At 74.3% G+C, this 26579-nt stretch carries 24 protein-coding genes and 1 pseudogene; 10 read left to right on the forward strand and 15 right to left on the reverse strand.

Annotation, left to right across the window (positions count from 1 at the left end):
• Positions 1 to 19 precede the first annotated feature (19 nt).
• A complete protein-coding gene (locus tag ACIRYZ_RS10415; protein ID WP_402941935.1) occupies positions 20 to 169 on the forward strand; it encodes a hypothetical protein in 150 nt (49 codons plus the stop codon).
• 10 nt (positions 170 to 179) lie between these two features.
• A complete protein-coding gene (locus tag ACIRYZ_RS10420) occupies positions 180 to 980 on the forward strand; it encodes a TetR family transcriptional regulator (protein WP_402941937.1) in 801 nt (266 codons plus the stop codon).
• A 76-nt stretch (positions 981 to 1056) separates the two neighbouring features.
• Here ACIRYZ_RS10420 and ACIRYZ_RS10425 read toward each other — a convergent pair whose 3' ends face one another.
• Both ACIRYZ_RS10425 and ACIRYZ_RS10430 read right to left on the reverse strand, forming a co-directional pair.
• Positions 1057 to 2337: a GNAT family N-acetyltransferase gene (locus ACIRYZ_RS10425; protein ID WP_402941938.1), complete on the reverse strand. Its 1281-nt coding sequence runs from the start codon at positions 2335 to 2337 to the stop codon at positions 1057 to 1059.
• 41 nt (positions 2338 to 2378) lie between these two features.
• Positions 2379 to 2900, reverse strand: coding sequence for a GNAT family N-acetyltransferase (locus ACIRYZ_RS10430; protein WP_402941940.1), 522 nt, complete (start codon positions 2898 to 2900; stop codon positions 2379 to 2381).
• A gap of 243 nt (positions 2901 to 3143) precedes the next feature.
• On the opposite strand from ACIRYZ_RS10430, the gene ACIRYZ_RS10435 reads away from it, so the two are divergent.
• Entirely contained in the window at positions 3144 to 3353 is a 210-nt protein-coding gene (locus ACIRYZ_RS10435) for a hypothetical protein (protein ID WP_402941942.1), read from the forward strand.
• A 516-nt stretch (positions 3354 to 3869) separates the two neighbouring features.
• On the opposite strand, the gene ACIRYZ_RS10440 is transcribed toward ACIRYZ_RS10435, so the two are convergent.
• The 7 genes from ACIRYZ_RS10440 to ACIRYZ_RS10470 all read right to left on the reverse strand — a co-directional run bounded on the left by ACIRYZ_RS10440 (position 3870) and on the right by ACIRYZ_RS10470 (position 14707).
• Positions 3870 to 5153, reverse strand: a complete 1284-nt coding sequence (locus ACIRYZ_RS10440) for a C40 family peptidase (RefSeq protein ID WP_402941943.1) — start codon at positions 5151 to 5153, stop codon at positions 3870 to 3872.
• 236 nt (positions 5154 to 5389) lie between these two features.
• Entirely contained in the window at positions 5390 to 6475 is a 1086-nt protein-coding gene (locus ACIRYZ_RS10445) for a hypothetical protein (RefSeq protein ID WP_402941945.1), read from the reverse strand.
• An 88-nt stretch (positions 6476 to 6563) separates the two neighbouring features.
• Positions 6564 to 8411 (reverse strand): threonine/serine exporter ThrE family protein, encoded by a 1848-nt coding sequence (locus ACIRYZ_RS10450; protein ID WP_402941947.1) that lies wholly within the window; start codon positions 8409 to 8411, stop codon positions 6564 to 6566.
• A 119-nt stretch (positions 8412 to 8530) separates the two neighbouring features.
• Positions 8531 to 8713, reverse strand: coding sequence for a hypothetical protein (locus tag ACIRYZ_RS10455; protein ID WP_402941949.1), 183 nt, complete (start codon positions 8711 to 8713; stop codon positions 8531 to 8533).
• Between the two features lie 88 nt (positions 8714 to 8801).
• Positions 8802 to 11165, reverse strand: a complete 2364-nt coding sequence (locus ACIRYZ_RS10460; RefSeq protein WP_402941951.1) for a hypothetical protein — start codon at positions 11163 to 11165, stop codon at positions 8802 to 8804.
• 70 nt (positions 11166 to 11235) lie between these two features.
• The gene (locus ACIRYZ_RS10465; protein ID WP_402941953.1) at positions 11236 to 13158 is read right to left on the reverse strand and encodes an ATP-binding protein; all 1923 of its coding nucleotides are present in this window, start codon (positions 13156 to 13158) and stop codon (positions 11236 to 11238) included.
• A gap of 364 nt (positions 13159 to 13522) precedes the next feature.
• The gene (locus ACIRYZ_RS10470) at positions 13523 to 14707 is read right to left on the reverse strand and encodes a TetR/AcrR family transcriptional regulator (protein WP_402941954.1); all 1185 of its coding nucleotides are present in this window, start codon (positions 14705 to 14707) and stop codon (positions 13523 to 13525) included.
• 198 nt (positions 14708 to 14905) lie between these two features.
• Here ACIRYZ_RS10470 and ACIRYZ_RS10475 point away from each other — a divergent pair, with 198 nt between their 5' ends.
• Positions 14906 to 16063: an acyl-CoA dehydrogenase family protein gene (locus tag ACIRYZ_RS10475; protein ID WP_402941956.1), complete on the forward strand. Its 1158-nt coding sequence runs from the start codon at positions 14906 to 14908 to the stop codon at positions 16061 to 16063.
• Between the two features lie 118 nt (positions 16064 to 16181).
• On the opposite strand, the gene ACIRYZ_RS10480 is transcribed toward ACIRYZ_RS10475, so the two are convergent.
• On the reverse strand, positions 16182 to 16448 hold the full coding sequence (locus ACIRYZ_RS10480; protein WP_387619769.1) for a hypothetical protein: 267 nt from the start codon (positions 16446 to 16448) through the stop codon (positions 16182 to 16184).
• 115 nt (positions 16449 to 16563) lie between these two features.
• Between ACIRYZ_RS10480 and ACIRYZ_RS10485 the strand changes: the two genes are divergently transcribed.
• On the forward strand, positions 16564 to 16881 hold the full coding sequence (locus tag ACIRYZ_RS10485) for a cupin (RefSeq protein ID WP_393028074.1): 318 nt from the start codon (positions 16564 to 16566) through the stop codon (positions 16879 to 16881).
• A gap of 12 nt (positions 16882 to 16893) precedes the next feature.
• Here ACIRYZ_RS10485 and ACIRYZ_RS10490 read toward each other — a convergent pair whose 3' ends face one another.
• Entirely contained in the window at positions 16894 to 17484 is a 591-nt protein-coding gene (locus ACIRYZ_RS10490) for a TetR/AcrR family transcriptional regulator (protein ID WP_402941959.1), read from the reverse strand.
• A 110-nt stretch (positions 17485 to 17594) separates the two neighbouring features.
• On the opposite strand from ACIRYZ_RS10490, the gene ACIRYZ_RS10495 reads away from it, so the two are divergent.
• Complete coding sequence (locus tag ACIRYZ_RS10495) at positions 17595 to 19151, forward strand: MFS transporter (protein WP_402941961.1); 1557 nt, start codon at positions 17595 to 17597, stop codon at positions 19149 to 19151.
• Positions 19152 to 19236: 85 nt separating this feature from the next.
• Here the strand turns inward: ACIRYZ_RS10495 and ACIRYZ_RS10500 are convergent.
• Positions 19237 to 19460: pseudogene (locus ACIRYZ_RS10500) on the reverse strand (type II toxin-antitoxin system RelE/ParE family toxin); the annotation flags it as partial.
• Between the two features lie 43 nt (positions 19461 to 19503).
• Between ACIRYZ_RS10500 and ACIRYZ_RS10505 the strand changes: the two are divergent.
• The 3 genes from ACIRYZ_RS10505 to tatA all read left to right on the forward strand — a co-directional run bounded on the left by ACIRYZ_RS10505 (position 19504) and on the right by tatA (position 21314).
• A complete protein-coding gene (locus ACIRYZ_RS10505) occupies positions 19504 to 20139 on the forward strand; it encodes a class I SAM-dependent DNA methyltransferase (RefSeq protein ID WP_402941962.1) in 636 nt (211 codons plus the stop codon).
• Positions 20140 to 20254: 115 nt separating this feature from the next.
• Complete coding sequence (locus ACIRYZ_RS10510) at positions 20255 to 20824, forward strand: methyltransferase family protein (RefSeq protein WP_402941964.1); 570 nt, start codon at positions 20255 to 20257, stop codon at positions 20822 to 20824.
• 208 nt (positions 20825 to 21032) lie between these two features.
• The gene (gene tatA, locus ACIRYZ_RS10515) at positions 21033 to 21314 is read left to right on the forward strand and encodes a Sec-independent protein translocase subunit TatA (RefSeq protein ID WP_393028079.1); all 282 of its coding nucleotides are present in this window, start codon (positions 21033 to 21035) and stop codon (positions 21312 to 21314) included.
• 139 nt (positions 21315 to 21453) lie between these two features.
• Here the strand turns inward: tatA and ACIRYZ_RS10520 are convergent, their stop codons facing one another.
• From ACIRYZ_RS10520 to ACIRYZ_RS10530, 3 genes are all read right to left on the reverse strand, one after another.
• Entirely contained in the window at positions 21454 to 23025 is a 1572-nt protein-coding gene (locus ACIRYZ_RS10520) for a protein kinase (RefSeq protein ID WP_402941966.1), read from the reverse strand.
• Between the two features lie 577 nt (positions 23026 to 23602).
• Entirely contained in the window at positions 23603 to 24679 is a 1077-nt protein-coding gene (locus ACIRYZ_RS10525) for a hypothetical protein (RefSeq protein WP_402941968.1), read from the reverse strand.
• Entirely contained in the window at positions 24676 to 25521 is an 846-nt protein-coding gene (locus tag ACIRYZ_RS10530; protein ID WP_402942095.1) for an RNA polymerase sigma factor, read from the reverse strand. Before ACIRYZ_RS10530 ends, ACIRYZ_RS10525 begins: the two co-directional genes overlap by 4 nt.
• Positions 25522 to 25821: 300 nt before the next feature.
• Here ACIRYZ_RS10530 and ACIRYZ_RS10535 point away from each other — a divergent pair, with 300 nt between their 5' ends.
• The gene (locus ACIRYZ_RS10535; protein WP_402941970.1) at positions 25822 to 26559 is read left to right on the forward strand and encodes a VC0807 family protein; all 738 of its coding nucleotides are present in this window, start codon (positions 25822 to 25824) and stop codon (positions 26557 to 26559) included.
• Positions 26560 to 26579: the final 20 nt, after the last annotated feature.

Consider the following 26579-nt stretch of genomic DNA (forward strand, 5'->3'; position numbering starts at 1 on the left):
CACAACAATGGAGTTGAACATGTTCAATCGAACCCGCTACAGTTCCCAACAGCTTTTGAACGCGTTCGAAATAACGGGGGTGGTGGTCGCGGTACCGGATGCGGAGGGGGCATACGGTGCCGCGAGCACCGACAACACCGACACCGGATGGAACGTCGTCTCCGGTTAGGCTCGTGCACGTGGACGACCTGGCAGCGACGAACCGAACGGACGGCGAGAAGGGTGCGGCCGAGCTTGCGGCCGCACCCGGCACGGACACCGGGCCCATGCCCGGTGGCCGGGCGCAGCCAAAGACCGACAAGAGCGAGGCGACCCGGGCGCTGATCCTGGAGACGGCCATGCGGCTGTTCCAGGAACGGGGCTACGAGAAGACCACGATGCGCGCGATCGCCACCGAGGCGGGCGTCTCGGTCGGCAACGCCTACTACTATTTTTCGGCGAAGGAATTCCTGATCCAGGGGTTCTACGACCGGATGACCCACGACCACGCGGCCGATGCCAGGCAACGCATGGCCCACACCCGGGACTTCGCCGAGCGGCTGCAGATCGCGCTGGTCTCCTGGCTGGACACGGCCGCCCCGTACCACGAGTTCGCCGCGCAGTTCTTCCGCACCGCGGCCGACCCGACCAGCTCGCTGAGCCCGTTCTCCGACGAGTCCCACCCGGCCCGGGCGACGGCGGTCGAGCTGTTCCGCGAGGTCCTCCAGGGCTCCGACCTGGCACCGAAGCTGGACGCCGAACTGGGCGAGCTGCTGCCCGACGTGCTCTGGCTGCACCTGATGATCGTCGTCCTCTACTGGGTCTTCGACCGGACCGAGGACACCGAGCGGACCAGGGAGTTCGTCCGGCGCTCGACCCCGATGGCGGCCCGGCTGATCAACCTCTCGCGCTACCGGGTGTTCCGGCCGATCGTGCGCGACGCCAAGGGACTGATCCAGGATTTCATCCTGCCCACGATCGGCAAGACGGCCGTCAAGTAGCGCCTCCGCCAAGGATCTTGTGGCACGCCGGAGGCCGGCCCGCAAAGCGCGGGCCGGCCTGGGGCGCATTGGCGGCTCAGAACTCGGTCGGCGTCCAGGCCCGCAGCGGGGCGCGCAGCAGCAGGTCGGCGGCGGCCGCCGCGCCCGGGCGCAGCTCGGTGAGCAGGGCGGCCGCGGCCAGCCTCGGAGCCGTCTCGGAGCCCAGGTAGAGCGATCCCAACTCGGAGGCTCCGAGGGCGAGATCGGCATCGTCGGTGGTCCGGGTGCAGCGGCCGGTGCCGTCCCCGGCGACCTCGATCGCGAAGCGGCCGGAGGCGTAACCGAGCCGGTCCTCGATCTCCAGCACGACCCGGCCGGGGGCACCGTACGTCCGGGCGTTGAACGCGGCCTCGACGTCCAGCAGCCGCAGCCACATGGCGTCGGAGTTGTCCTCGCGCGGCGTCGCCGCGCGCGGGTCCTGGAGCAGCAGCGGCAGCGGGTCGTCCGGGGAGAGGCTCTCCACCACGACCTTGCGCACCCAGTCGACGGAGAGGACCAGCCGCCACAGCTCGGCCGCGGTGGGCAGATCGAGGGCGATGAACTCGTCCACGGTGAGCACCGAGTCGGGGTAGGCCCCGTCCCACTTGTTCTCGACCCGGTAGACCACCAGGCCGGTGACCTCGCCGTCGGCGTCCCGGTGGACGGCGGTGAACGGCTCCTTGAAGTCGTTGCCGGGCACCTGGATCTCGTTGGTGCGGCGTTGCCACCAGATCTCGCCCCGGGTGATCGCGCCCGGCTGGGTGAGCCGCCAGCGGTCGTACAGCTCGGCACCGAACTCGCGCTGCTCGGCCAGGCTCACGAAGTCGATCCGGCCGCCGGGCACGCCCGGCAGGCCCTCGCGCAGACCGCGGGTGCGCCCCAGGTCGATGTTCCAGCCGCAGCCCCAGGTGGCCGGGCCGAAGCCGAAGCGGCCGTAGATGTTGTACTCGGCGGCCATCAGAACGGCGACCGCGCAGCCGCGCTCGGCGGCGGAGGCGAGGTCGCGCCGCATCATCGCGCTGAGCAGGCCCCGGCGGCGGTGCGTCGCGCTGACCGTCACGTTGGTGATCGCGTCGGCCTGGACGACGGCCCCGCCGGGGACGGCCAGTTCGACGTCGAAGCTGCGGTAGGTGGCGATCTGGCGGTCCCCGTCGAACCCGGCCAGCATCCGGCCCGGCTCCCACTGCATGCGGCGCAGCTCCGGCGCGACACCCGCGTGCGGGCGCAGGAAGCCGAAGTTGAGCGCCCGGTTCCAGGCCTCCACCTCCTCCACGGAGACGGCTCGGACCTGGAGCCCGTTCACGGTGTCAACGGAGGTGTCATCGATGGTGCTGCCCATCGGGCCACCGTACGGCGGTGGCCCGATGGGCAGCATCCGATTTATTCCGTGCCCGACCCGGTGTGCTCCCCCGGTGTCACGACCCAGTGGTTGGTGCGCAGCATCCGGTCCGCGAAGTCGAGGTCGCGTTCGCCGAGCAGCCGGAAGCCGAGCGCCCGGCAGATCCCGTTGGACGGGCCGTTGGTCACCCCGGGGTTGGCGTGCACCTCGCCCCAGCGGCCGTCCTCGGCGGCGGCGTCCAGCAGTTCACGCACCGCCGCCTTGGCGAGGCCCCGGCCCTGGTACTCGGGCAGCACCATCCAGCCGATCTCGGTGACGGCGGCGCCGCCCTCCTCGTCCTGCCAGAGCACGATCGTGCCGGCCGCCCCGCCGTCCTCGGCGCCGTCCGGGACGATCACCTTGATCCAGGCGCTGTCCGCCGCCGCCAGTTCGATGTCCTTGCGCAGCCGCGCCTCCACCTTCTCCCGCGGCAGCGGCCCGCCCAGCTCGGCCATCATCGCCTCGTCGCACCGCATCCGGACGTACGCCTCGATGTCGCCCGCTTCGACGTTCCGCAACCGCACGATGCCTCCTCAGAAGTGCTCGGAGCGGCCACGTTAGCGCCGGCCACCGACACTGGTGCTCCGGCTGGTCTTCGACCCGGTCGACGGGGGTTGCGGCTCCCCGACCGGTCGGTAGCCTGCGGAGCACACCACGACGCACAACGGGGGGACGCATGGGAGTCGGCGAGCTGCTCGCAGAGAAGGAAGCCCGGGCGAAACGGAACGTGGACCTGCTCGGGCGGGCCTGCCGGGTGGTCCTGACGCTTGCTGGTGCTGGCGGGCTGGGCCTGGACCCTCTACCTGGCCTTCCTCGCCTCCTGTGAGGTCGGCCACCACGAGAGCCAGTGCGCGGACCGCACCTGGAGCACCGTCCGCTTCGGCGTGGTGACGGTGCTGGTCACCTTCGCCTGGCTCTGGCAGGTGGCCGCCCGCCGGATCCGGCGGCTGGAGGACGAGCTCGCCGAGCGGGACTGACCGGGTCGGCCCCGCGACACCTCCGTCGGGTTCCGCCGCCGGAGCTGCCGCCGACGGTTGACCGGTCGCCGCATTCGTTCGTGCGCGGCGAGGAGGCCGACGGCTGTGGCGAGGTACGTGATCACCCCGGAGGCGGCCCTGCGGCTGGCCCGGGACGGGACGGGAGTCCCCAACGGGCACCGGCTGCTGGCCCCGACCCTGCTGCGCTCGCAGCTGCCGGCGCTGCTCTACGGCGCGGTCCGGCGGTCCGAGCTGACCAGGGCGGATGCCGAGCGCGCACTCGGCGGGGTGCGCGCCCTGCGGATCCGGCTGCTCGGCGACCGCGTCCTGCAGGCCACCGCCTGGACGATCGCCGAGCAGCTCGGCCACCCCGACACCCTCGCCGCCGAGTACCTGGCGCTGACCCGGCTCCAGGCGGACGCCCTGGTCACCCTCGACCCGAGGCTGGCGAGGGCCGCGAAGGGTGTGGTGGCGCTCACCCCGCTTGAGGAGCTGACCGGGCGTCAGCCTCGGCCGTCAAGGGCGGGCGTAGAAGTCGGGGGTGCCCATGATCCAGAGGCTGGCCTGTTTGACCGGCATGCCGACGCGGGGGGCCTCGATCATCTGGTCGTCGCCGATGTAGAGGCCGACGTGGTGGATGTCGGCGGCGCGGCCGGTGTCGGTCCAGAAGACCAGATCGCCGGGGCGCAGTTGGCGGTAGGTGATCGGGGTGGACTGGGCGTACTGGTCGGCGGCGAAGTGGTTGAGCTCCTTGCCGCCGGTGCGCCAGGCCATCATGGTCAGCCCCGAGCAGTCGTAGCCGTCCGGGCCCTCCCCGCCCCAGATGTACGGAAGGCCGATCTTGGAACGGGCGAAGGCCACGGCGGCGGCCGCGCCCTCGGCGGACCAGGGGCGGGCGACCGGCGGCACCGCCGGGGTCTTGGCCGCGGCGGCGGCAGCGGCTGCCGCCTCGGCGTCGCGGGCGGCCCGTTCGGCGGCGGCACGGGCGGCTGCCTCCGCATCGCGGGCGGCGATCGCCTCCAGGGCCTCGCGGCGCTTGCGCTCCAGCTCGACGGTGGTGTTCCGGGCGGCGGCCAGGTCGGCGAGCAGGCGTTCCCGGCGCTGGGTGGCGGCGGCGACCTCGTCCTGCTGGGCGGCCAGCCGCTGCCCGGCCCGCGCCTTGGCGGCGCCGACCTCGGCCGCGGCCTTCTCGGCGGCCGCGGTGGCGGTGCGGGCGGTGGCGGAGGCGGCCTTGGCGGCGGCGGCCGTGGAGGTGGCTGCGTCCAGGATCTGCCGGGTCCGCTCGCTGGCCACGCCGACCGCGGCCGCCCGGTCGCCGGCCTCGCGCGGGCCGTGGGCGCCGAGCAGGGCGTTGAGCGCGGACAGTTCGGCGCCCGCTCCCTGGCGGTACATCTCGGCGGCCAGTCCGGCGGCGGCCTCGGCGGCCTCGGAGCGCTCGGCCTCGGCGGCGGCCGCGCGCCGGGCGGCTGCGGTCTCGTCGGCGCGGGCCCGGGTGAGGGCGAGCTGGGCGCCGTTGTAGGCCTCGACGGCCTGTTCGGCGCTGCGGCCGGCCTGGTCGAGTTCGGTCCGGGCGGCGGTGAGCGCGGTCTCCAGGGCGGCGACCGTGGCGGCCTTGCCGTCGGCCTCGGCGCGGGCCCGGTCGATCTCCTCGCTGGTCGGGTACGGGTCCGCTCCCCCGGCTTCTCCCCGGGCCTGGCCGGGGACCGGTTCGGGCTCGGCGGGGGCGGCCTGGGCGGCGGGGAGCAGCCCGAGCAGGGCGGTGAGGGACAACAGGAGGGTCGGCAGGAGCCTGCGCGCCACGAGACATCCCTTCTCACGGGTCCGAGGGGACGGCGGCGGACGCCGAGCGGCGCGCGGGCGGGCGGCCGGATGGCGGGGAGTCCGATGAATCGTCCCATTACATGACAGAACGGTCACTCGCCGCCCATGTTCTCAACTCCGGCGCTTTTCACACCTCGAACGCGCTCTGCCAGCCGGGTGACCATCCGATGATCCGACCGGACGTCAACTCCCGCCGGGCGCGCACTGCATACGAACTACCGGTGGATCCGGCGGGTTCGCGTCCGCAGGTGGGGGTGTCGCTCGGGCCGGCGCTCCTGCCCGGTCGGGCCCAGCACGTACGTCCGATTGCGCCCGGCCCGGACCGTACGGCGGCGCTGCTTCGCCCCTCGGGAACGGCCCGGACCGCTGCCGGAGGCGCCCTCCACCGCCTGCGCCTGCGCCGTGGGCGGGAGCGCCGCCGCCCCGGCGGCGGCCGCTGAGCGCCGGTCGACCAGCCGGGCCTGGCGGCGGGCCAGCGCCCGGGCGGCGTGCGCGTCGAGGTGGGCGGAGGCCCGGGCGGCCATCCGCTCCGCGACCCGGTGGGCGGCCGGGTGGTTGGCGGACACCTTGTCGGGGGCGCCGGCGATCAGGTCGAAGAGCCAGGTGCGGGCCCGGTCGGCGCGCCGGTGCAGCAGGCGCTCACGCCGCAGCGCACGCGCCCGGCGCCTGGAGCGCGGCTTGTACCGCCAGCGGGCCCACGGGCTGCTCGGGCGGGCCAGCCGGATCGCGCCGATCCAGGACAGGCCGGGGATCATGATCCCGAGCAGGCCGGTCCACATCTTGCCCTTGAGCAGGGAGATCACCGAGGCCAGCGCGTTCACCGAGATCACCGTGATCAGGCCCCACCGGGTCTCCTCGCCGGGCAGGGCGCCGAACGGCACGTACCCGATCAGCAGCAGGGCGGTGAACAGGATCCCGAAGATCACCGCGTCCACCGACTTGCGGCCCTGCTCGCTCCAGTACACGTCGTCCAGGTGCAGGATCAGCGCGAACTCGTCCAGCACCAGGCCGCAGCCGATGCCGAAGAGCAACCCGAACAAGTTGATCCACGGGGTCCCGCCGTGGGTCGCGAACACCCCGATGCCGCCGACCAGCAGGAAGCCCAGGCCGAACACCATGTGGTGGATGTGCAGGCCGCCCGGGGTGACGTTGCCGGGCCACCAGCGCACCTGGGCGCGGATCATCCGCACGCTGAAGCGGATGAAGACGAAGGAGGTGATGAAGCCGACCAGCAGCAGGAACAGCGGTTGCTTGTGCGCGTTGACGATGTGCTCGCGGTAGCCGTCCAGCAGTGTGGTCATGGGTCTTACCTTCGTTCCTGGTCCTGCGTCCTGCCCGCCGTGACATGGCCCGGGGCCCAACACGCCTCCAACACCGGCCGACGTGCGATCAGAACCCCCGGGTGCGCTTCGCCGCCCGGCGCGGCACCGCCGGGTAGAGCGAGGGGAGCTCGGCGCCGACCGGCAGCTTCAGGAACAGCCGGGCGATCTCCCCACCGAGGTTCACCCCGACCGCCAGCGCCATCGCGATCGCCGCCGCCCGGAAGACCGACACCAGGCCGGTGCTGGAGTGCCCCTGGGCGAAGGCCAGCATCCCGAGGTAGAGCGCCGAACCCGGCATCAGCGGGCCGATCGCGGCGGTCACGTACGGCAGCGCCGAACCGTTGCGGTAGCGCGCCATCAGCTGGCCGAAGAGGCCGACCAGGCCGGCTGCCACGCCCGTCGCCGCGATCGGGTTGACACCCGCGTTGTAGACCAGCGCGCCGTAGCTGGCCCAGCCGATGCCGCTGTTGACGGTGACCAGGGCGAGGGTGCGGCGGTCGGTCTGCAGCAGCATCGCGAAGGCCAGGGTCAGCAGCATCGCGGCGACCATCTGGACCGGCGGGTAGCTGATGCCGGCCAGGCTCTCGTCCGGCTTCAGCTTCGCCTCGAAGCCGACCCCCAGGTAGAGGATCACCATCACGCCGATCACGATGCCCGCGACCAGGTAGACCACTTCCAGCAGGCGGGCCGCGGCGGTGATGTAGAAGCCGGTCAGACCGTCCTGGACGGCGGCGACCAGGGCGCGCCCGGGCAGCAGGGCGAACAGGCCACCGGTGATCACGACCGAACCGCGCAGGCCCCAGTCGTTGAAGGACAGGATGATGCCCGAGGCCGCGGCCGGCATCGCGGCCGCCACGAACTGGTAGAACTCCGGCAGCCGGCGCCGGGCCAGCGCGGAGGCCAGCCGGTCGCCGAGCACGGCCGCGACGAAGGCGCTGGCGAAGACCAGCCAGGCCTTGTCGTCGATCCGCCCGCCGACCAGGAAGGTCGCCGCGCCGGCCAGCAGACCGGTGGTCAGGGCGAGCAGCCAGGCCGGGTACGGGTGCCGGTTGCGGCGGATCAGGGCCAGCCGGCGGTAGGCGTCGTTGACCGTCACCTTCTCCGCGGTGATGTCGGCGACCAGCTCGTACACCGCGTTCAGCCGGGTGTAGTCGGAGGTGCGGCGGCGCACCACGCGGTCGGCGGTGACCGGCGGCTCGACCAGCGAGGGCTGGTACGAGATGCCGATCAGGGTGAAGGTCACCTGCGGCTCGCAGCGGTCCAGCCGGTAGGCGTGCGCGATGCCGAGCATCGCCGCCTCGACGTCCTCGGCGCCCTCGCCGCTGGCCAGCAGCAGCTCGCCGATGCGCAGCGTCAGGTCGAGGATGCGCGGGACGTTGCGGGTGGTGCCGACGGAGGGGTGCAGCTCACGGGCGGTCCGCTCGAAGGCGGGGCGCTCGGACATCGGGGTGCGCAGCAGGGTGCGCATCCGGTCCGGCCAGGGCGCCTCGCCGGGGCCGCCCGGGGTGAGTTCGGGGATCGGGATGCCGGTGGGCGGGGTGTAGCCGGCCGCGCGCCACTCCTCGGGGGTGAGGGTGTCCTCGGCGACCGAGCGGCGGCGGGCCGGGCGCTCCGCCCCGGGGCGGGCGTCCCGGGGATGCACGTCGACGGCGAGCTCGGGGTGCGGCTCGGCGCGTGGCGGCGGAGTCGGTTCCGGGGTCGGTTCCGGCGTCAGCAGGCCCTTGGTCTCGGGGACGGGCGGGGCGAGCGGGACGACGACGGTCGGCTCGACGGGCGGGGCGGGGTGGCCGAGCAGGCCCTCGGTGGGCGGTGCGTCGGCGGGGTGCACCGGCTTCGGCGGCGCCTGCCGCGCCTGACGGACCGCCCGGCCTCCCCTCGTCCGCTTGCCCGCACCCGGTCGGCCCCGCTTAGGCACTTCCACTCCTCGCCGCCCCTGGTGGCCGCCGGCCACCCTTCGATCTCGGGTTACACCTTGCCTGATCGAACAGCGTGACGCACATGTACGCGACGTCCCGTGACCTGCGCCGCGATCGCCTACCCGGCGCGGTGGCGGGCGGCGGACGCCGTGCCGGAACGGCGGGCCCGGAGCAGTTCGATCGCCACCGGGATCACCGAGACCAGCACGATGCCGACCAGGATGGCCTCGATGTTGTCCCGGACGAAGGGGATCTGCCCGAGGAAGTAGCCGAGCACGGTGACGCCCCCGCCCCAGAGCACGCCGCCGGCCCCGGCGGTCAGTGGTGACCGTCGGGGCCGGGGTGGCCGGGGTGGCCGGGGTGGCCGGGGTGGCCGGGGGAACAGGGGCTCAGAGCCCGTAGCGCTCGATGATCTCCGTGTGCCGGCCGAGGTCCGCCTCCGCCGCCTTGGCCAGGTCGAGCCAGGCGAGCGGGTGCTCCCAGCCGGCGGTGAGCCGGTGCAGCAGCGCGTCGGCCTCGGCGGCCGAGGCGGTCGGGGGCACCCCGAGCGCGGCGTAGATGCCGGGCAGCTGCTCCTCCTCGTCCTCGTCCGCCGGGTCGTGGACGCTGTACTGCTCCCCGCTGTACGCCCAGACCGCGTAGCCGCTCTCCCGCAGGTCGTCGCGCAGCGCGGCCCAGGCCTCGTCGCCGGGCCAGGCGCCGTCGATCCAGTAGGTGGTGTAGCCGGCCGGGTCGAGCGGGGCCAGCAGCTCGAACACCGGGCGCCAGCCCACCCGCTCCGCCTCGGGGACGTCCTCTCCCGGCGGCTGCTCCAGCAGGGCCGGGGCGAACACCACCACGTCGCCGTGGTTGAGCGTCAGGTCGTCGCCCAGCACCGGCAGGATGCGGGCGGTGGCCGGGCCGGTCCGGACGGCGGGCAGGTCGGCCGTCGCGCCGTTGGTACGGGTGGCGCGGACCGTGACGAGCTGCCACTCCTCGTCGACCGGGCCCTCGGGCTCGTCGAACTCGATGCCGATCCGCGCGCCGGTGGAGCGGACCACGGCCCAGTCCCGGTTGGCGGTGGCCGCGGTGATCAGGTGCCAGAGGTCGGGCTCCTGGACCGTCCGGTACAGCTGTTCCTCTCCGGCCTCCTCGGCCGGCAGGGCGTGCTCCAGCAGGTCCTGGTAGAGCCGCTGCGCGGTGGCGTGGTCGCCCAGCCGGGTGGCGGCGGTCGCGGCCAGCCGACGGGTGTTGATCCGGCTGTCGTCCAGCGCGAGGATCGCCTCACACTGCTCCAGCACCTCGGCCCAGCGGCCCTCGGCGGCGGCCCAGCGGGCGCGGATCCAGTGCCCGTCGGACGGGCTGGTCACGGCCAGCCGCTCGGCGAGGCGGCGCACCCCCTCGGCGTCCGCGGCCTCGATCAGGGCCTGGCCGAGGGTGCCGGTCAGCTCCTCGCTGCCCGGGTCGGCCTCCAGCCGCCGCCACAGCAGGTCGGCGGCGGCCCGGGCGTGGCCGAGGCCGCCGAGCACGTTGGCCAGCAGGAGGGTCAGTTCGGTGGCGCCGGCCTGCTCACCCTGGTACCGGTCCAGGGCGACGGAGAGCAGGTCGGCGCCGGTCTCGTAGGACACCCGGGCCTCGGCCAGGTGCGCCGGCAGTTCGCCGGGCGGAACCGGCAGCTCGGACACCGGCAGTGCCTCGGCGGCCGCGCGCAGCGCGGCGACCTCCTCGGCCACGCCGTCGGTGCGAAGCAACTGGGTGAGCTTACGCTCCCCCGTCGCGGCGAGCGTGAGCGCCACCGTGCGGGCGCCGCGGGCGACGGCCAGCCGACCCGCCACCAGCAGCAGGTCCACGCACGGGCGGTGCGAGCCGGTGGCGTCCAGGTACCCGACCCAGTCGGCCAGCACGGCGCCCAGCTCGGCGTCGTTCTCCCAGGCGCCGGCCGCGACCAGCAGGGCGACCGTCTCCGCCCACGCCTGGCGCAGGTCGGCGTGGTGCCCGGCAGCGTCGCGGGAGGGCAGCAGCGGGAGCGCCTGCGCCGTCCGGCCGAGCGAGGCCAGCGCACGGGCCCGCAGCAGGCCGCCCCAGAGCCGGTCGCTCTCGTCGAGCTCGCGGCCCCGGGTGCGCTCGGCCTGTTCGGCGGTGTCGACCAGCGCGAGCACCTCCTCGTGCCGGCCCAGCCGGTGCAGGGTGCCGGCCCGGGCGTGGTGGAAGTGCAGCGAGAGGCGCTCGCCGGCGGCCTGTATTCGGGCGGCCGCGGTGTCCAGGTGGCTGAGCGCCTCGGCCGGGCGGCCGTCGTCCTCCAGCGCGTCGGCGTACTCGCGGGAGAGGCAGTCGAAGCAGGCGCGGGCGGGCTCGATCCGCTCCAGCGTCTCGGCGAGCACCTCCAGCCGCTGCGGCACGTAGCCGGGGCCGTCGACCCGGGCGTGGCAGATCGCGAAGTCCTGCACCACGCAGACCGACTGCGGGCAGCCGGCTGTCTCCTCGCGGTGGGCGAACTCCAGCAGCTCGACCGCCTCGGGCAGGGCCTGCTCGCCCTGGTGGCGCTTGTTCAGCAGGTTCTGCATCCGCCAGTGCCGCAGGTAGACCTCGACCCAGGGCAGGCCGAGCGCCCGGGCGGCGGCCACCGCCTCAGGGTAGACCGCGTCCAGCTGCTCGTTGCGGCCCTCGTTGGCGTGGCCGGGGAGCTCGTAGATGGCGTCGGCCAGCCGCCGGTGGCCGGCCTCGGCGAGCTGGCGGTGGGTGTCGTGGACCCAGGCCCAGATGTCGGTCGTCATGCGTGCTCCCCGTGCGTCGTGCTGATCAGTTGTCTACCGCAGGCCACTGACAATCCGTCGGCCATGCCCGTCACGCCTCGCCCGAGAGCGCCCCGGGGCTGTCCGGGACGGACGGCAGGCCGGCCGGGACGGCGGCGGTCAGTGCGGAGACCGCGGTGCCGATGCCGGCCAGCGCGGCGCCGAGGTCCCCCTCGGCGGGGCCGGCCGAGGCGGAGGCCATGATCACCTTGAGCGAGCGGAGCAGACCGGCCGCGGTGGCGCTGCCGGTGTGCCCGGTGCGGTAGGCGGTGAGCAGGTCCTGGACGGCCGGGCAGGCCAGGTTGAGGTAGAGCCGGGCCTTGGCCCCGCCGTCGGTGCGGGCGGTGAACGCCCGGGCCAGCCGCAGCGCGGCGGACGGGATCCGGGCGTCGGCCTGGTCGTCCTCGATCCGGGCCTTCAGCTCGGCCTCGCGGTCCGGCACCAGGACCAGCGGCAGGCCGGGCGGGTCGAAGCGGGCCGGGACGAGCTGCTCGCCCGGCTCGGCGAGCGCGCCGGCCAGCCAGGCCGACTCCTCGGGCGGCAGGGGGCGCTCCGGATCGCGGAAGAGTTCGCGGTTGCCGCGCTCGCTGCCCAGCTCGACCAGCCGACAGCCGCGCAGCTGGGCGTAGCGGCGCAGGAACGGCAGGACGGCGTAGCGGTCGCCGCGGGCGATCGGCACCTGCATCGCCCGGTAGAGCATCTCCTCGAAGCCGCCGCCGCTGCCGAGCGCGACGTGCACCGCTCCGCCGCCGGCCGCGCGCAGGCCGCCGGCGGTGAGGTCGCCCTGCGAGGTCGGCACCGGGACGTCGTCGGCGAGCAGGGTGAACAGCCGGTCGTCGCAGAGCGCGGCACCGAGCAGGTCCTGGCCGTGCCGGGTGAGGATGCGGCGCCAGGCGGCGGGCCGCAGCCGGGCCGTCTCGTACAGGCCGTCCACGATGGCGTCGGCGAGGGCCTTCTGCAGCGCGCGGTAGTGCTCGTCGCGCTGGAGGTCCTCGCGGCTGGCGGTGGGGGTGAGCCGGCTGGACTCGACCACGCCGCCGATGAACCCGGCCCAGCTGGGCAGCAGGTCGCGGGCGTCCTCGGCGAGCAGCATGCCGCGCAGGTAGACGGCGAGGTCGCGGTTGTCGCTGCTGCCGTAGGTGCCGCCGTCCTGGACCCAGAGCAGGCCGATCGCGTCGGTGCCGCCCTCGACACCCCCCTCTTCCCGGACGGGCTGCACGGGGAAGGCGGTGAGCGGCTCGAACCGGCGGCCGAAGGCGGTGGCGAAGCGCATCCGGGCGGTGTGCTGGTCGCCGTCGAGGTTCTGCCGCCAGGGCACCTGGACGGAGTTGACGGGCTCGGTGTCGTCGCCGACGTAGACCGGTATCGGCAGCAACACGCAGTAGCGGCCCAGGACTTCGCGCAGCGCGTGTTCGTCGGCGAGGTGGGCGTGCCCGGCCTTGAGCGCCAGCTCGACCACGGTGCCCGGCTGCGGCCGGGCGGGGACCGGCTCGACCTGGTACTGCTCGCCGCCGCGGCTGCGGTAGCGGTGGCCGAGCCGCGGCTCGCGGTGCGAGGTGGTGGTGACGGTGACCTCGTCGGCGACCGAGAAGGCGGACAGGAAGCCCAGGCCGAAGGCGCCGATCAGCTCCTGGTTGCCGGTCAGTTCGCGCAGCATCCGGGTGTAGCCGGTGCCGACGGTGGCGAGGTAGGAGTGGATCTCGGGCTCGGTGAGGCCGGCCCCGGTGTCCTCGATGGCGACGGTCCGCCGGGCGGCGTCGGCACGCACCCGGATCAGCGGGCGGTGGTCGCCGTCAGGGTCTTCCAGGAGCCGGCGGGTGTGCGAGTCGTGGGCGTTCTGGACGAGTTCGCGCAGGGCGACCAGCGGGGTGGAGTAGAGGTGGGTGGCGAGGACGTTCACCAGGCCGCCGAGATCGACCTCGGTGGTGCGCAGGTCCTCGGCGGGGGTGGGCTCGGTCGGGGCACCTTCAGACATGGGTCCCCAGTGTGCCAGTGCGACAATCCGCCGACCATTTCTTTCCTCCTGACGGAATGACGGACGACGAGTCGATGACGCATTACGGTCAACTCCGAATTGACCGATCCCCCACCATCGAGGGAAATGCCACCCGTTTGGTGGAGTTTGTCCACGTCGCCGGGGGATGCTGATCGCGCGACGCCAGGCAACGGCGCCGCGGAGCGGCCACTCCGGAGCGCGCCACTCTCGCACTTCCAGCTCAGGGAGACCGGGCCGGCCGGCCCCGAACGGGCCGGGTGCCCGCCCCGCGCCGACGGGGTGGGTGCCCGGCCCGACCCGTGCGCCGGGTCGGCACCGGCCGCGTCGGGTCGGCCCCGGCGGGTCAGGACAGTCCCAACACCGCCCCGCCGAGCCGCAGCAGACAGTCCCCGAGGTCCGGCCGGGTGCTGTGCGGACGGTTCCGCACTCCGTCGTTGACCAGCGCGAACAGCGCGTGCACCCGGATCCGGGCGTCCACCGCGTCGACCGTGGGGCTCACCTGCCGCAGCAGCTCGACCCAGGTGCGCAGGAAGTCCCGCCGGAAGTCCACCGCGGCCCGGCGGTCCGGCGGGGCCAGCCGCTCGGTCTCGCTGAGCATCGCGCCCAGGTAGTCGCCGTTGCGCAGCGCGAAGTCGACGTACGTGCCGAGCCCGGCCGTCAGCGCCGCCTCCGGTCCGGCGGCGGCCGCGATCGCGCCGTCCACCTCGTGCCGGAGCCGCTCGCGGCTGCCCACCAGGGAGGCGGCGAGCAGCTGCGCCTTGCTGTCGAAGTGCCGGTACACGCTGGGGCCGGATATGCCGACGGCTGCGCCGAGTTGGTCGGTGCTGACGTTGTCGAAGCCGCGCTGGTGGAACAGTCGGACGGCCGCCGCGAGCAGTTCCTCCCGGCGGGCCCGCGGCCTGGCCTCCGGCACGGATGCGGGTGCGGGGACCGGGGCGGAGGCGGCCGCGGGGGCCGTCTCGGGGTCGGCGGCCGTACCGTCCAGGGACACCGCAAGGACGGCCGCGACCATCCCGCGCAGCAGCGCCTCGGCCCGGCGGGACTGCGGCGCGGCCGACTGGTAGGACAGCCCGGAGCAGGCCGAGAGCGCCGACCAGCAGAGCAACTCGGCGTCCGACTCGGCCAGTTCGGGCCGCTCGGCGCGCAGCACGGCGGTCATCAGGGCGGCGTCGACACGGAGTTCGCGCCGCAGCGCCGCCCGGCGGGCCGGCGGCAGCAGTCGGGCGTCGCGCTGCACCAGGGTGCCGAGCGGGCGGTGACCGACCGCCACGGCGGCCAGCACGGCGCCGAGTTCGGCGGTGGTGGCGGCCGCGCGCAGGCCGTCGGCGAGCGCGTCCAGGCCCAACCGGACGGCCCGGTCCAGCAGTTCGGGCTTGCCGCGGAAGTGCCGGTAGAGCGCGGGCGCGGTGATGCCGACCCCGGCGGCGACCTCGGTCATCGAGACCTGGTGGTAGCCGCTGCGGTGGAAGCGGTCGGCGGCCACCGCGAGGATCTGGGCGCGCCGACCGGGCGGCCGTCGGACCACCATGACGCACCTCCTCCGGGGGCTTCTTTGAACGCCGTCCAAAGGCTAGCAAGGATTCACTTGCCGCCCCTGTCCGCCCGGAATCCCGGGCCGGACAACTCTGGACAGTCGAAGCTACCCGGGATTAACTTGTGGGGCCACCACCTGGGCCGTTCCGCCGCGGCCGGTACTCCGGCCGGCACCGTCGAAGGGAGCGCCGCCGTGCGCCGCACCGTGTTCAACGAGGACCACGAGGCCTTCCGGGAGACCATCCGGGACTTCATCGCCAACGAGGTCGTCCCGGTCTACGAGAGCTGGGAGACCGACGGCCACCCGCCGCGCGACTTCTACCGCCAGCTCGGCGGACTCGGCATCTACGGCATCGAGGTGCCGGAGGAGTACGGCGGCGCGGGCGAGAGCGGCTTCAAGTACCAGGCGGTGATCGCCGAGGAGACCGCCCGGGCGGGCGTGAGCTTCGGCTCCTCCGGCGTGCACACCGGGCTGGTGCTGCCGTACCTGCTGGAGTACGCGAACGAGGAGCAGAAGCGGCGCTGGCTGCCCGGCTTCGTCTCCGGCGACATCATGACCGCGATCGCGATGACCGAGCCGGGCGCCGGCTCCGACCTCGCGGGCATCACCACCACCGCGCGGCTCTCCGAGGACGGCACCCACTACGTCCTGAACGGCGCCAAGACCTTCATCACCGGCGGCGTGCTGGCCGACCTGGTCCTGGTGGTCTGCCGCACCTCGCCGTACGACCCGGAGAACCGCCGGGCCGGCCTGTCCATCCTGTGCGTGGACACCACGTCGCCGGGCTACACCGTCGGCCGCAAGCTGCAGAAGATCGGCCTGCGCACCTCGGACACCGCCGAGCTGGCGTTCAGCGACGTCAAGGTGCCGGTGGAGAACCTGCTCGGCGAGGAGGGCAGGGCCTTCTCCTACCTGACCCACAACCTGGTGCAGGAGCGCCTCGCGATCGCCGTCAGCGCGTACGCGTCGGCCGCGGCGGCGGTGCGGTTCGCGGTGCAGTACGTCAAGGAGCGCAAGGTGTTCGGCAAGGCGGTGGCCGAGTTCCAGAACACCAAGTTCAGCCTGGCCGACTGCGAGTCCCAGGTGATGGCGCAGCAATCGATGGTGGACCGCGCGCTGGAGCTGTACCAGAACGGCGAGTTGAGCGTCGCGGACGCGGCCGCCACGAAGCTGTTCTGCACCGAGTCGGCCTCCGTGGTCATCGACAAGTGCCTTCAGCTGCACGGCGGTTACGGCTACATCCTGGAGTACCCGATCGCCCGGCTCTACACCGACAACCGGGTGTTCCGGATCTACGGCGGCACCAGCGAGGTCATGCGCAGCATCGTCGCCAAGTCGCTGGGACTGTAGGCGCGCTGCAGGAGCGCTGGAGGATTTCCAAGCTGCGGCGGGCCGTACCCCCATGACGGCCCGCCGCGCCCGTCCCGTACGGGCGGACGGACGGACGCGCCCGACTGGGCGAGCCGGCTCAGTTGGGCGAGCCGTGCTCCGCGCGCCAGGCCTCCCAGCCGGCCGCGGAGGCCACCCTGGCCTCGCGCAGGGCCCGCTGGGCGAGTGCGGTCGGCGGGGTCTCCAGGCTGCGCACCCAGTTGCGGCCCGCGGTGAGCAGCGCCGCGCACACCATCGCCGCCCCGGCCGCGCCGAGCACCGAGCCGATGCCCGTGAGCACCAGGCCGCCGGCCAGCATCGAGCGGCTGACCTGGACCCCGCTCAGGATTCTCTCGTTGGTCGCCATGCCTCCACGATGAGGGCAGTCGGCGGGGGCTGCACCTCGGGTGACCCGCTCCGGACCCCTCCGGGTGCGCTTCGACAGCGCGTCCGCGACCCTGGGCACGGGGTGAGGAGGAGCGATGCCCGATCTCGAACAGCTCGCCGTGGAGCACGCGGCCCTGGCGGCCGAGAGCCCGCACGGCCGCAGCGCCCACCTGGTGCTGCACGACGGCGTGCTGCGGCAGACCGTGATCGCGCTGACCGCCGGCACCGCACTGGACGAGCACACCCCGCCCACCGCCGGAAGCGTCCAGGTGCTGCGCGGCCGGGTCTCGCTGACCATCGCCGGGCGGCGGACGGAACTGTCCGTCGGCGAGCTGGAACCCGTCCCGCAGGAGCGGCACGGGCTGCTCGCCCACGTCGACTCGGTGGTGCTGCTGACGGCCGTCACCGCGTGACGGCGGCCGCCGTCAGCCCGCGGTGGCGCCCAGTACGCTGCCGCTGACCAGCCGCAGCCCGCGCAGGAACTCCTGCCCGCTGGGTACCAGTTCGGGCGCGGCCAGCCACTGGGCGACGTACCCGGCCAGCAGGATCTGGTAGAAGGTGCCGCGGGCGAGTTCCTCCTCGGTGTCCGGCACCTCGGGCAGCCCCTGGAACAGCGCGGCGAGCCCGAGTCGACCCTCCTTCTGCGCCTCCGCGAGGGCCTGCGCGAGCTCGGGCTCGTGACCGGCCTGGGCGAGCGCCTCGAACTGGGCCGCCCAGAGCCCGCGGTGCTCGGCGAAGACGCCCTTGAGCCCCTCCCAGGCGGCGGCGAAGCGTTCCTCCGGGTCGTCGGAGCTCTGGTTGGCGGCGACGACCACCGCCCCCAGGCCCTGCCCCAGTTCACCGATCGCCTCGATCATCGCGGCGTTGAGCAGGGCGTCCTTCGAGCCGAAGTGGTAGCCGATCGCGGCCAGGCTGACGCCCGAGGCGCTCGCGATGTCGCGGGCCGTGGTGCGCCCGTAGCCCTTCTCGTACAGGCAGCGCTTGGCGCCGGCCATCAGGTCTTCGCGGTTTCCCATGCCCTTGATCCTACGGAAGGACTGCACAGATGTCTTGCACGAATGTCTAGGACAATCGATTTACACATACGTACTAGACAAACGTCTGACACGTCCGTACCGTCTTCCCCATGACCGCAACCACCGGCCGCGCAGGCCGCCGCGAATGGATCGGCCTGGCCGTCCTCCTGCTCCCCACACTCGTCCTGTCCATGGACATGGGCGTGCTGTTCTTCGCCGTCCCGTACATCTCCACCACGCTGGCGCCCAGCGGCACCCAGCAGCTGTGGATCATGGACATGTACTCGTTCCTGCTGGCCGGGCTGCTCATCACGATGGGCGCGCTGGGCGACCGGATCGGCCGCCGCCGACTGCTGATGATCGGCGCCGCCGGCTTCACCGGCGCCTCGCTGCTGGCCGCCTGGTCCGGCAGCGCCGAACAGCTGATCGCCGCCCGCGCCGTGCTCGGCGCCGCCGGGGCCACCGTGATGCCCTCGACCCTCGCGCTGATCCGCAACATGTTCCACGACCCCAAGCAGCGGCAGATCGCCCTCGGCGCCTGGGGCGGCATGCTCACCGCCGGAGCCACCCTCGGCCCGGTCGCGGGCGGCCTGCTGCTCGACCACTTCTGGTGGGGCTCGGCCTTCCTGCTCGCCGTCCCGGTCATGGCCCTGGTCCTGCTGACCGCACCCGTCCTGCTCCCCGAGTACCGCACCGCCGCCCGCACCGGCCGCTTCGACCTGCCCGGCGCCGTGCTCTCCCTCGCCGCGATCCTGCCGCTGGTCTACGGGATCAAGACCCTCGCCGTGGACGGCTGGAGCCTGCCGCCCGCGCTCGCCGTCGTCGCCGGGCTGCTGATCGCCGCCGCGTTCGTCCGGCGCCAGCGCACCGCCGCCAGCCCGCTGATCGACCTGAGCCTGTTCCGGATCCGCACCTTCAGCGGGGCGATCAGCGTCAACACCCTCGCGATGTTCGCGATGATGGGCTTCGCCCTCTTCACCTCGCAGTACCTGCAACTGGTCAAGGGCATGAGCCCGTTCACCGCCTCGCTCTGGTCACTGGTGCCGAGCGTCGGCGTCGGCGCGGCGATCGGGATCAGCTCCGCGCTGGCCGGCAAGGTCCGCCCGGCGGCGCTGATGGGCGGCGGCTTCCTGGTCGGCGCGGCCGGGTTCGCGATGATGACCCAGGTCGGCGCCCACTCGCCGCTGGCACTCATCCTCACCGCGGCGGGCGTGCTGGCCGCGGGCACGGTCGGGACCATGACGATGACCGCCGAGATGGTCGTCTCCGCCGCCCCGGTCGAGCAGGCCGGCGCCGCCTCCGCCACCTTCGAGACCGCCGTCGAACTCGGCAGCTCGCTCGGCATCGCCCTGCTCGGCGCGGCGGGCGCCGCGGTCTACCGCCACCAGCTGGACGGCGCCCTCCCGACCGGCGTCGGCAGCCAGGCCGCCGACACGGCCCGGGACACCCTCGGCGGCGCGGTCGCCGTCGCGGCCCACCTGCCCGGACAGCTCGGCGCGGACCTGCTGGAGACCGCCCGCAACGCCTTCACCGACGGCCTGCACGTCGCCGCCGCCGTCGGCCTCCTCTTCGCGCTCGGCGCCGCCCTCCTCGCCCACCGCCTCCTCCGCCACCTCCCGGCCGCCACCCCGGCCCCGGCCCCGGAGACGGAGACGGTTGCCGCCTGACCCACCCGACAACCCCGATCCACGCGAGTCATCGAGAGCCCCCGCCCACCCCGGGCGGGGGCTCTCCGCCGTCCGGGGGCCGGATCTAGCGGCTCCGGCAGATCTCGCGCCGGTGACCGACCGCCATGACCCAAACGATCAGCACCCCGTCTTCGACGGTGTACACCACCCGATAGTCCCCACCCTCAACCGCCACCGGGCGTGGTGCCCCTGAAGGGCCTTGACGTCGAGCATCGACGTGTCGCCGCCGTCCAGGGCCCGCTGCAGCTCGGTGAGTCGGTGGAGGATCCGAACCGCATCCGGGCGGGGAAAGGCCCGGCGCCGGGGTGGGTGGGCGTGTCAGGGTGGGGTCATGGCGACTGGTCACGGGCGGGTGCGCGGGAGTTACGACGCGGTGGCGGAGGAGTACCTGGGGCGGATCGGGGGCGAGCTGGCGTACAAGGTGGTGGACCGGGCGCTGCTCGGGGTGGTCGTGGAGGAGGCGGCCGGCGGGGTGGTCGCCGACCTGGGGTGCGGGCCGGGGCACGTGGCGGGGTGGCTGGCCGAGCAGGGGGCCGGGGTGGTGGGCGTCGACCTGTCGCCCCGGATGGTCGAGCTGGCCCGGCGGGAGCAGCCGAAGGCGGAGTTCCGCACCGGCGACCTGCTGGCGCTGCCCGCCGCCGACGGGGAGTTCGCGGCCGCGGTGGCGCTGTACTCGGTGATCCACCTGGAGCCGGAGGAACTGCTGCCCGCCTTCGTCGAGATGCGGCGGGTGCTGCGGCCCGGCGGGGTACTGCTGGTCTCCTTCCACCTGGGCGACGAGGTACGGCGGATGGAGGAGTGGTGGGGTCACCGGGTCGACGTGGACTTCCACTTCCGGGGGACCGACGCCGTCGCCGCCCGACTCGCCGAGGCCGGGTTCGCCGTCGAGGCGCGACTGGAGCGGGAGGGCCTGCCCGAGGAGGTGCCCACCCGGCGTGGCTACCTGTTGGCGCGGCGCCCGCGATGACCGGCCGGTGACCGTCCACCCGGAGGTGGACGCCGGAGCTTCCACCCCCGGGTGCGTGCCGTGGCGGGCCGGCCGGAGGACCGTGAAGGGGTGACCACGACCGTCAGGAGCCGTCATGTCCCTGCCGTCCCTCCTCTCCCTGCTCGGCCTCGCCTGCTGGATCGGCTACGAGCTGTTGCTGCGCCGCCGCGAGGACGCCGCCACCGGTAGCTGGCGCGCGGACGACCGCGACCGCGGCTCGACCCGGCTGCTGATCGGCTGCTACCTCGCGTCGGCCCTGGTCGTGGTGCTGTTCAGCCGCGCCTCGATCGGCGAACTGCCCACCTGGGCAAGCTGGTTCGGGGTCGCCCTGGTCGCCGCCGGGCTGGCGCTGCGGGCCTGGGGCATGCGCACCCTGGGCCGCTACTACACCCGCACCCTGCGCACCGTGGACACCCAGCACGTCGTCCGCACCGGCCCGTACCGGTTGATCCGCCACCCCGGCTACGCCGGCAGCCTGCTGGTCTGGGGCGGCTACGCGCTCGGCACGGCGGGCTGGGCGGCGGCCCTGGTGGTCGTCACGCTGCTGCTCGGCGCGTACGGTTGGCGGATCGCCGCCGAGGAGCGGCTGCTGCTGTCGGCCTTCGGCCCGGCGTACGCGCAGTACCGTACGGTCTCGAAGCGGCTGGTGCCGTTCGTCTACTGATCGCACCGGCGCCGGTACGGATGTGAGGCGGCACGCCGAACCACCCGGGACACGCCCGCCCACACCCATGATCCGCTTGAACGGCACCCGGTTTTTGGCCAGCGTTTCCCGGCCGGTGTATCCGTTCGCCGTCAGGTCCAGGCATACTGGCGAGCATGGGCGCTAGCGCCCCCCGTGACTCTAGACAAGAAGGGACCGGTGGCCAGGGATGCTGCGGAACGGTCTTGAGCCCTGGCACATCTTCGTGGTGCTGGCGGTCGTCATCCTGCTGTTCGGGTCGAAGAAGCTGCCGGAGATGGCGCGCGGCCTCGGCAAGTCGATGCGCATCCTGAAGGCGGAGACCAAGGCGATGCGCGAGGAGGACCCCTCGGCGGAGGCCGGCACCGCCCAGAGCACGGCCGCCCCGCAGCAGCCCGCCGACCGTCCGGCCGTCACGCCGACCAACGTGACCAAGGCCACCGAGGCGACGCGCCCCGAGACGACCGCCTGAGTCGCACAAGCTCCCGTCGAGCCCCTGGTGGATGCCCACCAGGGGCTCGACGCTTGTCCGGGGGCGACCGAGCACGGCAGGTCGAAGAGACCCGGGACGAGGGAACCGATCGCCGGCACGGGGCCGCGCGGGCGCGGCGTCAGTCGTCCTGCGGGTCGCCTGCGGTGGCGTGGAGGGTGGCGAAGAGAGCCGAGAGGCGGGCGTTCCAGTTGGCGTAGGTGGGGGCGTCGACGGCGTGCTTCTTGCCCAGGTCCCGGATCACCTTCTGGGCGCCCTTGAGCTGCTGGGCCGCGTCGTCGGGGTTGCCCCCGTTGAGGCGGTCGGCGGTGTCGTCGAGGATCCGCAGCAGCTCCGCCTGGCGGTCGCGTTCCTTGGCGATCTGCGCCTGGGCGACGGCCTGACGGAACGACTGGAGCTGCAGCGCGGCGGGCTGGTTGCGCGGGACGGCCTGGGTGGGGGCGGGGAGACCTGCGGCCGTGGTGGGGGCGGCGCCGGGGGGCGTCGTCGGCGTCGGGGTCCCGGCCGCCGCACTGCTGGGCGCGGTGGCGGCGGGGGGCGCCTTGGCGGCGGCGGCGTTGCCGGCCGGCTCGTCGAAGGCGGTGAGGGCCAGGGCGGTGACCCCGGCCAGGCCCGCGATGCCTAGGGCGCTGAGGAGCAAGGGCTTGCTGCGGCGGCTCCGGGCGGGGGCCGACGGGGCGGCGGGCACGGGTGGCGTGGTCGGGATCGGGGCCATCACCGAGGTGGCGGCGGCTGCGGGCCGGGGCGGCTGGGGCAGGTGGGGCGGCAGCAGGGTGGTGTGCTGCTGGTTCGGGTGCGGCGGGGCGACCGGTGGGAGCAGCTGGGTGGCGGCTGCGGTGGTGGCGAGCAGCTCCGCCGTCGGGTCGCCGACGGCCAGGCCCGGGACGGTGCCCAGCAGCTCGGCACGCGCCGCGGCGGCGTCGGCGGGCCGCTCCGCCGGGTTCTTGGCGAGCAGGCGCAGCACGGCCGCGTCCAGGGCCGGCGGCAGACCGGGGCGCCGTACGGACGGGGGCAGGGGCTGCTCGCTGACGTGCTTGAAGGCGATCGCCACCGGGGTCTCGGCGGTGAACGGGGTCTCGCCGGTGAGCATCTCGGTCAGCACGCAGCCGACCGCGTACAGGTCGGTGCGGCCGTCCAGGGCGGAGGCGGTGGCCTGCTCGGGCGAGAGGTAGGCGGCCGTACCGAGCACGCTCGCGGTCTGGGTCAGGTTGCTGGAGGAGCCCGCTCTGGCGATGCCGAAGTCCACGACCTTCACGCCGCCGTCGTCGGTGATCATGATGTTCCCGGGCTTGATGTCCCGGTGCACCAGCTCGGCCGCGTGGGCCACCGTCAGCGCCTCGCAGACCGCCGCCGCGATCCCCACCGCCCGCTCCATCGGCAGCTGCGGCTGCTGGGCCAGGACGGCGGCCAGCGAACGGCCCTCGACCAGCTCCATGACGATGAACGGGGTGCCCTGGTCCACGCCGGAGTCGAAGACCATGACGATCCTCGGGTGCACCAGCATCGCGGCGTGCTGCGCCTCCCGGCTGAAGCGCTCGGCGAAGCGGGGATCGTCCGCCAGGCCCCCGTTGAGGACCTTGACGGCCACCTGGCGGCCCAGCACGTGGTCGACGCCGCGCCAAACGGTGGCCATGCCGCCGACGCCGAGTATCTCGACGAGTTCGTAACGCCCGTTCAGCGCCCGTCCGATCACCTGCAGCTCCCCTCACGTGCGGCGCCCGGGGTTCCGGGCCGCGTCGTGCACCTGTGCACGATAGCCGCCTCGTCGTTGGGGATGGCCGGGGGCCGGGGCGGGGTTCCGGGCGGGACGGGGGGATGTTGTGGGGGTGGCCCTCGGAAGGACGGGCGCGGGTGGGCAGGGGCCGCTGAGGGCCCCGGAGGGGCTTCGCACCGGGGGTGGCGGCCGGGGGACCGGGCAGCGGTCCCCCGACCGCCGGCGCGGGGGTGGGGGGCGCCCCGGGGGGGGGGGGGGGGGGCGGCCCGGCGCCCCCCCCCCCCCCCCGGGGGGGGGGGGGGGCGCCCCCCCGGGCGGGGGGGGGGGGGGCCCCCACGTTCCGGGCCCGCCGGGCCGGGGGCGCATCCGGGGTGAGCGCCTGCCGGGCCGGCCGGGGCCGGCCGGGTGGACGGCGGGCACGGGGGAGCCGACCGGCCACCCGGGGTCTTCGGGTGGTTGTGCGTCCTGCGGGTGGTGCGGGTGGTGCGGGTGGTTCAGTCCGGGTGGGCGACGAGCCCGGGGGGAGTCGCTCGCCGCCCACCCGGAGTTCTGGGGGTCATCTCCGGGCCGACTGGTCGTCCTCGGAGGGGCCGGTTCTGCTCGGACGGATGTCCGGCGGGGTGGGTGCGGCCGGTGGGGTCGGGACGGTCACGCCGCCCTTGCCGGGTTTGGCGCCGCTACCGCCGCTGTCCTGGCCGTTGGTGCCGCCGCCGTTGGCGTTCGGGCCGCCGTTGGCGTTGGCCTTGCCGGGGTCCGCGCCGTTCCTGCCGTCGGTCCCGGAGCCGTTGCCGTTGCCCGTACCGGGGTCGGTACGGCCGGGGGTGCCCGGCTGTCCGGTGGCGCCCTGGTGGTCGCCGCCCGGCTGGCCGAGGTCCCCGTTGCAGTAGTCCGTCACGCGGTCCGCCCCGCCGGCCGCGGCGATCAGCTGGGCGAAGAGCGGGTCGGCGGCCAGCTGGTGCGGGCGCTCGCCCTTGCCCGTCCGGTCCGCGAAGCCCTGGCAGAGCGGGACCATCGCGGACGGCAGGACGGGTCGGGCGCCGTGTCCGTCGGCCGTGGGGGTGCCGGGCGCGGCGGTGTCGGAGGGGACGGCCGCCTGCGGCCCGCCGGAGGCGCCGACGGACGGCCTGGCGGACCCGGACGGGGTCGAGGAGGCGGAGCCCGTGCCGGCCGCGCCGGAGGCGGACGCGCCCGACGAGGTGCCGGTCGAGCCGCCCGGGACGGCCACCGTGTGCTCCGGCTCGGACGGGCCGCCGAGCAGGGGGGACGGCAGGTTGCCGGTGCCGGCGGCGACCGCGACCCCGCACAGCGCGGTGGCTCCGAGCACGGCGGCAGCGGCCTTCGTGCTGAAGGCCCTGGCCAGCGCGGCGGTTGCCATCGATCGTCTCCGGAAGGGGGTCACTACGGGGTCGGGCGTGAGACTCGCCTCCCGGAACGCGGCCAGTGCGGCCTCCTCCCCGGCCAGTTCCGCCGCCGTCGCCGGGGCGGCGGCCGCGGCCAGCACCCGGGCGACGTGCCCGGGACCGTCCGGTCCGGTGAGCGAGGCGTCCTGCCCGGCCGACGGGCCGCCCACGGCACCGCCGAGCAGTTGCTCGGCGGTATCACGGTCGATCCGACGGGATCGGTTGGTGCTCATCTCATGTCCTTCAGCGTCGCGGCCCGGCGTTCTGTCACACCCTGCGGAGAACTTTTTTTCGCGAATCTCTTCGCGGGTTCCTTCGCGGACTCCCCCGCGGACTCCTTCACCGGGCCCGACGGCTGCTTTCCGGCCCCCGGTTCGACCCGGCGGGCGGCCGGGATGCCGGCCCCGGAGGCGAACGGCTGCTCCAGCAGCTTGGCCAGCCGCCGCAGCCCCCGGTGGGCGGCCATCCGGACGCTGCCGGCCCGCTTGCCGAGCACCTGGGCGGCGCTCTCGGCGTCCAGCCCCATGACCACTCTCAGCAGCACCGCCTCGGCCTGGTCGCGCGGCAGCCGGGAGATCAGCGCCAGCGCGTCGGCGGTGCCGACGGTGGTCAGCGCGGCGCCCGCGGTGTCGTCCCCGGCCGCGAGCTCGACCAGGTACTCGAAGGGCAGGTCGGCGACCGGGCGGCGGCGCCGGGCGCGCAGGTGGTCCATGGCGCGGTTGCGGGCGATGGTGGCGGCCCAGCCGCGGAAGCCGTCCCCGTCGCCGGAGAAGCCGCGCAGGTCGCGGGCGATCTGCAGCCAGGCCTCGGAGGCGATGTCCTCGGCGTCCTGCATGTCCTCGGGCCGTCCGCCGACCAGCACCCGCAGGTAGCGCAGCAGGCCCGGCTGGACGGTCCGGAACAGCAGCCGGAACGCCTCCTCGTCCCCGTCCTGGGCGGCGCGGACCGCCTCGGTCAGGTCGGGGGGAACGGGGGCCGGGCCCCGCGGTGGGCCGGCGGGAGGGACTGGTCCGGACCGGCCGAGGGGGCTGCCGGTGCCCGCTCCGGGGCGTTCTGCACTCTGCACCCGCCACATCATGCGCCATCCGGGCGAACGGGTCGGCGCCGGACCTTCAGCCCGCCGGACGGCACCCGCCGGGCGCTGCTCGACCCGGACGATGCCGTCGCCACCGTCCGCCCCTGGACGCGCTGAGCCGCGAGCCGTGCGTCGCCCCCTGGGAACGTGCAGGTCGGAGGGTGTGTCACGGAGCGCACCGTGACAACTGTCATGCGGATCAGGCAACGGACGGCACTGCTCTGACGGAGGGCCGGCCGGAAAGACTGGAGGCACGACGCGGGCCGGAGCCCGCGGCCACCAGTCGGGGAGGAACCCACCATGAGCAGCCAGACCGTCAGCGCCGCCGGCACCACCGCCCCCGCCACCTCTCCGGCCCAGGGCGCCGCGCACACCAAGGCGCCGAACCCGCTGCTCTCCGGGCTCCGCCCGCTCGCCCTCGACGTGGCCGCCCCGCTGGCCGGCTACTACGTGCTGCACTCGGTCTGCGGTCTGAGCGAGTTCGCCGCGCTGGCCTGGAGCAGCGCCTTCCCGGCCGGCCGGACCGTCCTCGGGCTGCTGAGCGAGCGCAAGCTCAACCTGTGGGCCACTCTGATGCTGGTGGTCAACCTGGCGGGCCTGGCGCTCACCTTCGTCACCGGCGACGCCCGCATGATGATCGCCAAGGACGGCGGGCTGAGCGGCACCGTGGCGCTGGCGATCCTGGTCTCGGCCCTGGTCGGCCGGCCGGTGATGACCCCGATGCTGATGCCGTTCGTCACCAAGGGAAGCCGGGAGCGCGCCGGCGCCTGGCAGCGACTGGTCGAGGGCGGGGCGGCCGCCTCGCGGGCGTTCCGCCGCCACGAGCGGGTGTTCGCCGGGATCTGGGGCACCGCGCTGCTGGCCGAGTGCGTGGCCCGGGTGGTCGGCGCCTTCACCCTGCCGGTCTCGACCATGGCCTGGCTGTCCACCGTGTTCCTGATCGGCGCGATCGTGGGCGGTTCGATGCTCGGTCAGATCGCGGTCGAGCCGATCGAGAAGCTGGTCAGCGCCGAGGCCGAGCACCCGACCGCCGCCTGAGCCGTCTGCCGCCCGAGTCG

The sequence above is a fragment of the Kitasatospora sp. NPDC101155 genome (assembly GCF_044768305.1).
Classification (GTDB): domain Bacteria; phylum Actinomycetota; class Actinomycetes; order Streptomycetales; family Streptomycetaceae; genus Kitasatospora.

Excerpts from the sequence above, each read along its gene's own strand:
- ACIRYZ_RS10445 (WP_402941945.1), bottom strand. The coding sequence starts at position 6,475 with ATGACCACACTGCTGGACGGCTACCGCGAGCACATCGTCAACGCGCAC.
- ACIRYZ_RS10530 (WP_402942095.1), bottom strand. The coding sequence starts at position 25,521 with ATGTGGCGGGTGCAGAGTGCAGAACGCCCCGGAGCGGGCACCGGCAGC.
- tatA (WP_393028079.1), top strand. The coding sequence starts at position 21,033 with ATGCTGCGGAACGGTCTTGAGCCCTGGCACATCTTCGTGGTGCTGGCG.
- ACIRYZ_RS10535 (WP_402941970.1), top strand. The coding sequence starts at position 25,822 with ATGAGCAGCCAGACCGTCAGCGCCGCCGGCACCACCGCCCCCGCCACC.
- ACIRYZ_RS10505 (WP_402941962.1), top strand. The coding sequence starts at position 19,504 with ATGGCGACTGGTCACGGGCGGGTGCGCGGGAGTTACGACGCGGTGGCG.
- ACIRYZ_RS10485 (WP_393028074.1), top strand. The coding sequence starts at position 16,564 with ATGCCCGATCTCGAACAGCTCGCCGTGGAGCACGCGGCCCTGGCGGCC.
- ACIRYZ_RS10490 (WP_402941959.1), bottom strand. The coding sequence starts at position 17,484 with ATGGGAAACCGCGAAGACCTGATGGCCGGCGCCAAGCGCTGCCTGTAC.
- ACIRYZ_RS10465 (WP_402941953.1), bottom strand. The coding sequence starts at position 13,158 with ATGTCTGAAGGTGCCCCGACCGAGCCCACCCCCGCCGAGGACCTGCGC.
- ACIRYZ_RS10525 (WP_402941968.1), bottom strand. The coding sequence starts at position 24,679 with ATGAGCACCAACCGATCCCGTCGGATCGACCGTGATACCGCCGAGCAA.
- ACIRYZ_RS10460 (WP_402941951.1), bottom strand. The coding sequence starts at position 11,165 with ATGACGACCGACATCTGGGCCTGGGTCCACGACACCCACCGCCAGCTC.
- ACIRYZ_RS10415 (WP_402941935.1), top strand. The coding sequence starts at position 20 with ATGTTCAATCGAACCCGCTACAGTTCCCAACAGCTTTTGAACGCGTTC.
- ACIRYZ_RS10495 (WP_402941961.1), top strand. The coding sequence starts at position 17,595 with ATGACCGCAACCACCGGCCGCGCAGGCCGCCGCGAATGGATCGGCCTG.
- ACIRYZ_RS10425 (WP_402941938.1), bottom strand. The coding sequence starts at position 2,337 with ATGGGCAGCACCATCGATGACACCTCCGTTGACACCGTGAACGGGCTC.
- ACIRYZ_RS10510 (WP_402941964.1), top strand. The coding sequence starts at position 20,255 with ATGTCCCTGCCGTCCCTCCTCTCCCTGCTCGGCCTCGCCTGCTGGATC.
- ACIRYZ_RS10480 (WP_387619769.1), bottom strand. The coding sequence starts at position 16,448 with ATGGCGACCAACGAGAGAATCCTGAGCGGGGTCCAGGTCAGCCGCTCG.
- ACIRYZ_RS10470 (WP_402941954.1), bottom strand. The coding sequence starts at position 14,707 with ATGGTGGTCCGACGGCCGCCCGGTCGGCGCGCCCAGATCCTCGCGGTG.